Origin of the sequence: Bifidobacterium phasiani, assembly GCF_019331775.1 — a bacterium.
GTDB classification, from domain to species: Bacteria; Actinomycetota; Actinomycetes; order Actinomycetales; family Bifidobacteriaceae; genus Bifidobacterium; species Bifidobacterium phasiani.
In genome coordinates, this window is sequence record NZ_JAHBBD010000007.1 from 109,616 (window position 1) to 116,018 (window position 6,403).

General features: G+C 69.2%; 7 protein-coding genes. 3 read left to right on the forward strand and 4 right to left on the reverse strand.

Going from position 1 to position 6,403, the window contains the following annotated elements; translation table 11 throughout:
• Window positions 1-2: 2 nt before the first annotated feature.
• A complete protein-coding gene (locus tag KIH73_RS04570) occupies window positions 3-719 on the forward strand; it encodes an HAD family hydrolase (RefSeq protein ID WP_236022580.1) in 717 nt (238 codons plus the stop codon).
• 60 nt (window positions 720-779) lie between these two features.
• On the opposite strand, the gene KIH73_RS04575 is transcribed toward KIH73_RS04570, so the two are convergent.
• Both KIH73_RS04575 and KIH73_RS04580 read right to left on the reverse strand, forming a co-directional pair.
• Complete coding sequence (locus KIH73_RS04575) at window positions 780-1,805, reverse strand: LacI family DNA-binding transcriptional regulator (protein ID WP_219081042.1); 1,026 nt, start codon at window positions 1,803-1,805, stop codon at window positions 780-782.
• A 218-nt stretch (window positions 1,806-2,023) separates the two neighbouring features.
• Window positions 2,024-2,713, reverse strand: a complete 690-nt coding sequence (locus KIH73_RS04580; RefSeq protein ID WP_219081043.1) for a histidine phosphatase family protein — start codon at window positions 2,711-2,713, stop codon at window positions 2,024-2,026.
• A gap of 159 nt (window positions 2,714-2,872) precedes the next feature.
• On the opposite strand from KIH73_RS04580, the gene KIH73_RS04585 reads away from it, so the two are divergent.
• Window positions 2,873-3,256, forward strand: a complete 384-nt coding sequence (locus tag KIH73_RS04585) for a DUF4235 domain-containing protein (RefSeq protein ID WP_219081044.1) — start codon at window positions 2,873-2,875, stop codon at window positions 3,254-3,256.
• 223 nt (window positions 3,257-3,479) lie between these two features.
• Entirely contained in the window at window positions 3,480-4,256 is a 777-nt protein-coding gene (locus KIH73_RS04590; RefSeq protein ID WP_219081045.1) for a nitroreductase family protein, read from the forward strand.
• A 140-nt stretch (window positions 4,257-4,396) separates the two neighbouring features.
• Here KIH73_RS04590 and KIH73_RS04595 read toward each other — a convergent pair whose 3' ends face one another.
• Together KIH73_RS04595 and KIH73_RS04600 are read right to left on the reverse strand one after the other, a co-directional pair.
• Complete coding sequence (locus KIH73_RS04595; protein WP_219081046.1) at window positions 4,397-4,648, reverse strand: hypothetical protein; 252 nt, start codon at window positions 4,646-4,648, stop codon at window positions 4,397-4,399.
• Window positions 4,649-4,997: 349 nt separating this feature from the next.
• Window positions 4,998-5,936, reverse strand: coding sequence for an aldo/keto reductase (locus KIH73_RS04600; protein ID WP_219081047.1), 939 nt, complete (start codon window positions 5,934-5,936; stop codon window positions 4,998-5,000).
• Window positions 5,937-6,403: the final 467 nt, after the last annotated feature.

Here is a 6,403-nt window from a genome sequence, read left to right on the forward strand (position 1 = left end):
TGATGTTCGATCTGTACGGCACGTTGGTCGATATCCGGACCGACGAGGAGTCCGAGGAGGCGTGGGAGGAGCTGCGCCGGTTCCTCGACGACGCCGGCGCCCACTACGACAACGCGACCCAGCTGCGCGACCGGTTCATGGGGGCCCGCGCGCTGGCGACCGCGGTGCCCGCGAACCGCGATCCGGAATGGTTCGAGCCCGATCTGCTGCCGGTCTACCGCGCGATGTTCTCGCTGCGCGGCATGCGCGCCGGCGAACGCCTGAGCCGCGAGGCCGCCTGGGTGTTCCGCCGCGCCTCGACCCGGCTGATCTGGCTGTACCCCGGCGCGCTGGACATGCTCGCCGCGCTCAAGGACGCCGGGCTGCGCGTGGTGCTGGTCAGCAACGCGCAGTCGTGCTACACGCGCCCCGAGCTGGAGCTGCTCGGGCTGGACAAGGCGCTCGACCGCATCATGATCTCCAGCGAGGAGGGCGTCAAGAAGCCGGGCGCCGAGTTCTTCCGCCGCGCGCTGGAGCGCGAGGGCGTGGAGCCGGAGCGGGCGGTGATGGTCGGCAACGACGAGCAGTGCGACATCCTCGGCGCGCGCTCGGCCGGCGTCGACGGCATCTATCTGCGCACCGGCATCTCGCCGTACTCCGATCCGATGGAGTCGAAGAAGGCCGTGCTCTCGCTCAAGGGCGCCGATTACGAGGGGCTGGTCTCCTACCTGCTCTCCTGACGCGTTCTTCTGACGCCGGGCGACGCCGCGGGCGCATGCCGCGCGGCCGCCGGGCCGGCGTCAGTCCTCGTGGTACAGGCGGTCGGTGCCGCGCAGCACCAGATGCGCCTTGACCGTCTCGTGCGGGTTCTCCAGCGTCTCGCCCTTGATCAGGGTCAGGGCCTTCTGCGCGGCGATGCGGCCCATCTCCTTGGGGTTCTGGCGCATCGTGGTCAGGTTCACGGTGTCCGCGTAGGAGCTGTCGTCGAAGCCGATGATCGAGTAGTCGCGCGGCGTCTCGTGCCCGTACTGGCCCAGGCGCAGCACCAGCGGGATCGCCATCATGTCCATCTGGCAGCAGATCGCGTCGGGGAAGTCGTCCAGCGCCAGCAGCGCGGCCAGCGTCGACTCCACGAACTCGGTGCCGCGCGGCACGGTCAGCACCTCCCAGTCCAGGTCGCGCGTGGCCTGCGCCGCCTCGCAGGCGCGGATGAAGCCGCGGCCGCGGGCGTCGATGCTGGAGTGGATGCTTTCCGCCGGGGCCGAGCACGTGTACACGATGTGCTTGTGGCCGAGGTTGATCAGGTGCTGGGCCGCGGTGAACATGCCGTCCTCGTCGTCGATGCTGATCGACCCGTCGAACCCCTCGGTCGAGGGCGTGTTGATGCCGATGATCGGCACGTTCGTGCGCTTGAGCTGGTCGACCTCGGCGCCGTCGATGGCGAACGAGGCGACGAACACCGCGTCGACGTTGCGGCGCACCGGCAGCGTCGTGAAGAACTCCCGGCGGTTCTCCGCCGTGTCGATGTGCTGGTAGAGCGAGACGTCGTAGCCGGCGTCGTGCATCACCGAGTCGATGCCGGCGAACACCTGCGTGTTGAACCAGCTGGTGATCTCCTCGTTCATCAGCAGCGCCACGCGGTACGACTGGCCGGACTTCAGGGCGGTGGCGGAACGCGAGATGTTGAAGTCGAGCCGGTCCGCGGTCTCCAGCACCTTGTCGCGGGTCTTCTCCGAGACCAGGTCGGGGCGCGTGAACGCACGCGACACCGTGGAGATCGATACGCCGGCGGCCTCGGCCACCTCGCGGATACCCGCTTTGTTCATATTCCGTCCGTCCCTTCGCCACGCGGCGCCGCCGGAACCGTCGTCGGCACGCGGCGGCCCATTGCATATGACAACTGTTTCAAGAATACTGCACACGTTGTCAGTCCGCCATGCGCGTACGACCGCCGGCAGCGGCGTCATGGCGGGGCGGATGCGGCCGCGCAGGCCGTTGCAAGGGTTGCAGCGCGGCGCGGCGCGACGCGGCGAAGGCGGGCGGGTCAGGCGTTCCAGTGGACGATCACGTTGTCGCCCTTGTACTGGCCGAGCACGCAGTAGTGCGCGGTGTCCAGGCGCAGCAGACGGGCCAGCCCGGCGTCGACGCCGAGCCACTGCGTGGTCAGGATGCGCAGCACATGCGCGTGGGCCACCAGCAGCACGTCGTGCCCGGATTCGATCAGCGGCAGCACGCGGGCGATCGCGGTCCGCGTCCTGGCGGCCACGTCGTCCCTGGTCTCGCCGGGACCGTTCACCACGGTGACGCGGGTGCCGTCCGGCAGCGTCTCGCCGTGCTCGCCGCGCATCGCCTCGGGCAGTGCCTCGGTGCCGTCGCGCCACAGATCCCACTGCCGGCCGAGCATCTCGCTGACCGTGCCGCGCGTGCGGCCCTCCGCGCAGCCGTAGTCCCATTCGGCGATCTCGTCCAGCGGCGCGCAGCGGTATCCGGCCAGCCGCGCGGTGTCCCGGGCCCGCCGCAGCGGACTGGAGAACACGCACCCATCGCCGAAGCCGTCGGGGAACGCCGCGCGCAGCCGGACGCCGGCCTCCGCGGCCTGCCGCCGGCCGACCTCGGTCAGCGGGATGTCGGTGCGGCCGGTGTGCTGCCCGGACACGCTCCACGCCGTTTGGCCGTGTCGCAGCAGCACGAGACGGCCCGGGGCTCCGTTGCCTCCAACGTTGTTCGTAGTCATAGCCCCACTGTAGCCCGGACCACCCCCGAACACGACGGCCGGTCCGCGTATGCCGGCCGGGACCGGCGCACGGTCCCCGATCGGAACCGCAGCCGCGGCCGCCGCGCCGCCGCGGGGCCGGCCGGGTGCGGGCCGGCCGGCTCGTCTATGATGGGAACCATGAGCGACGAGTATGAGGCATACGGGCACGCCGAGGCGTCGTCCGCGGACCGCACCGTGGCCAGGTTCCATGCCATCGACGAGAAGGTGAACGCCATGCGAGAGCAGCGACTCAGCGACCCCGACTCCCTCGGCGACAAGCTGTTCAAGCTCGTCATGCCGGCGCTGACCGGCCTGGTGGCGGGCCAGCTGTTCCAGATGGCGTGGGACAAGGGCACGTCCCGCACCCGCCGGCACGGCGACGCCGCGCAGCAGAGCTTCCTGATGGGGCTGCTGTTCGCCGCGTGCTCGGCCGCGTTCGGCGCGGTCGTCTCGCAGCTGTCCACCCGCGGGTCGCAGGCGTTCGTGGACCGCCGCCACCGCAAGGCCGCCCGGCGCCGCTAGCCGGACCGGCGCGCGGCGTTGCCCGCACGCCGACGGCAGGCGCATGGTACATGCCGGAGCCAGGCGCCCGCGGCGGGGTCGACGCGCACGCGGATCGCGAGTTCGCGCCGCGGCGCGGGCCCGATCGGGGCGTACGCCGAGCGGAGCATACGCCGGCCGGCACGCGCGTCAGCCCAGAGAGATAGCCGCTCGTCGCGGCGGCGTTTCCTGCGACAATGGCAGTATGAGTGATCTCGGCAACGAAACAGTCAATGTCCTGCTCAACCGTCGTTCGATCCGCAAGTTCAAGGACGAGCCGATCGACGACGAGACCATAGCCGCACTGGAGCTGGTGGCCCAGCGTGCGCCGTCCAGCCAGTACCTCAACGACTGGTCGGCCATCCGCGTCACCGATCCGCGGATCAAGGCCAAGCTCGCCGAGATCGGCCATCAGCCGTACATCGCCACGGCGCCGCTGCTGTACGTGTTCATCCTCGACGAGCACCGCAACGCGGTCATCGCCGAGACCAAGGAGGTCGACGGCCACGGCGAGGACTTCACGCTGAACGCGAGCTACCGCTTCACGCAGGCGCAGAACGACGCCGTGCTCGCGCTGCACGCCATGGAGACCGCCGCGAACGCGCTCGGCCTGGGCTGCGTGGTGCTCGGCTCGATCCTCGCCGACACCGCCGACCTGATCAGACTGCTCAAACTGCCCGAATACACCTACCCGGTGCTGGGACTGGCGATCGGCAAGCCCGATCAGGAGCCCGAGCTCAAGCCGCGCATGCCGCGCACGATGCAGTTCTTCGAGAACGAGTACCCGGCGGACGACGTCGAGCTGATCGACGGGCTGGAGGACTTCGACAACGAGGTGCACCAGTACTACGACCTGCGCAACACGGACCGTCCGGTCGACGCGTTCAGCGACCAGATCGCCAGGAACGCCGTGGACCAGGGCGTGCTGAACCAGCCGCTGCTGCCGCACACCGAGCGGCAGGGGTTCCGCCTCGACCGCTGAGTGGCCCGGCACAGACGAAGCCGGCCCGGCCGACGTCACGCGTCGACCGGGCCGGCTTCGCTGTCTCCGCAGTTTCGTTGCCTTTACGGCTCATTGTCTTCGCGGCTTCCGCGGACCCGCGCGCACCGAGGCCGGCACACCTACCGGCGGCGCGGCTTGTACCCCTTCTTGCGGGAATGCGGCTTGAGCTGCTGGTTCAGCGGCACGTAGCGGTACGAGGCGTCGGGGTCGTGGCTGGTCAGATGCCAGGTGCCGCACAGCTCGCAGCGGTACACCCACAGGTCGATGCCGCGTTCGCGGAAGCTTTCGTCGGCCGCGCGCTGCGCCTGCGCCTTGTCGTGGTACATGATCTTGCCCGACGACGCGCACCGCTTCGGCGTGAAATAATGCATGGCGACCTTCCCGTTCCCGACCGCCGGCGCATCCGCGTCGGAAGGACGGGATGCGCCGGACACGGCCTCGCAATACCGAGCAATCACTGTACCGCGTTCCGCCCGCCCGCACGGCCGTTGTTTCACCGTTTGTCGGACCGGACGGACAACCTGCACGCCGGCGGCCGCACGGCCGTTCCTCGATCCGCGACTGCCGGAAGCGTCGTGGCACGACGCCTCGCCGCCGTGGCCGCCGTAACTGCCATGCCGCGATACACGGCGGCATCGCGATACACCGCCGCACCGCGGCGCACCGCCGTATTGCGCGGGCATTGCGACACCACGGCACCACGGCATTGCGGCACCACGGCTACGGCAGCGTGACGCCGACCGCCATGGTCAGGTCGTACCACTCCTGTCCGGTGAGCTCCACGTCGGCGCCGGCGGCCATCTCGGCCAGGCGGTCGGGGTTCATCGTGCCGGCGATGGCCTGGATATGCGCGGGGTGGCGCAGGATCCATGCCATCGCGATCGCGTTCGGCGTGACGCCGTGGCGCTCGGCGACCGCGGACAGCTCGTCGTTCAGCTCCGGCAGCGTCGGGTCGCCGATGATCACGCGACCGGTGGCGCTGTGCTGCATCGGGCTCCACGCCTGGATCGTCATATGCTTCAGGCGGCTGTAGGCCAGCACGCCGCCGTCATGGTCGACGGCGTCGGCATCGGCCATGTTGGCGTGGAACTCCTGGCGGAACATGCCGGTATGCCCCAGGCCCACCTGCAGCTGGTTGACCTCGAGGGGCTGGCGCACGGCGCCGTTCAGCAGCTCGATCTGCATCGGCGTCATGTTGCTCACGCCGAAGTGCAGCGCCTTGCCGCTGGAGGCGAGCTCGTCGAAGGTCGCCGCAAGCTCGTCCAGGTCGACCAGGGTGTCGGGGCGGTGCAGCAGCACGAAGTCGACGTAGTCGGTGCCCAGACGCTCCAGTTCGCCGTCCAGCGCGGCGAGCAGGTGCTCCCGGGTGAAGTCGTACCGGCTCAGCCGATGCGTCTGCGGATCGATGCTGATGCCGAATTTGGTCTGAATGCGGATCGCGGAGCGGTCGACGCCGACGTCGCGCAAGGCCTGGCCCAGCATGCGGGAGCTCTCGCCCCCGGCGTAGATGTCGGCGGAATCGAAGAAATCGATGCCGTGGTTCAGCGCGGTTTCGACGATGCGAGCGGCCTCGTCACGGGTTTTGTCGGCGATGCGCATCACGCCGAGGGCGATGCGGGACGCGGAGACGCCGCTGCGGCCGAGTTCGGAGTACTTCATTGAATCTCCTTGTACGTCATGGAATATCGGTGGGTTTTCGGTGTGGTTCCCGTGTCCTACGATACAACCGCCGTGTCGCCCGTGGTGTGTGTCCGGGTCGTTGTTCCGGGGGTTGGTGTCGGTCGTGTGGTGTGGTTGTGTCGTGTCGCGGTGGCGTGTTGGTGTTGGTTGTGTGGGTGTGGTCGTCCCGGTCCGTGCCGGCCGGCCGCCTGGCCGTGGTCGTGTCTCCGTGGTCGTGTTCCGGGATCGGCCGGCCGTGTGGCCGTGGTCGTGTGGTGTTGTTGTCCCGTGGTGTCGTTGTGGCGGGTGGTTGTGTGTTGGTGTTGTGTGTAAAGAAATGAGGGAGGGGAGGCACCGTGGTGGTGTCTCCCCTCCCTTGGAAGTGTGATGCGGCGGCGTGCTACTCTCCCACACCCCATCGGGTGCAGTACCATCGCCGTGCCAGGCCTTAGCTTCCGGGTTCGGAA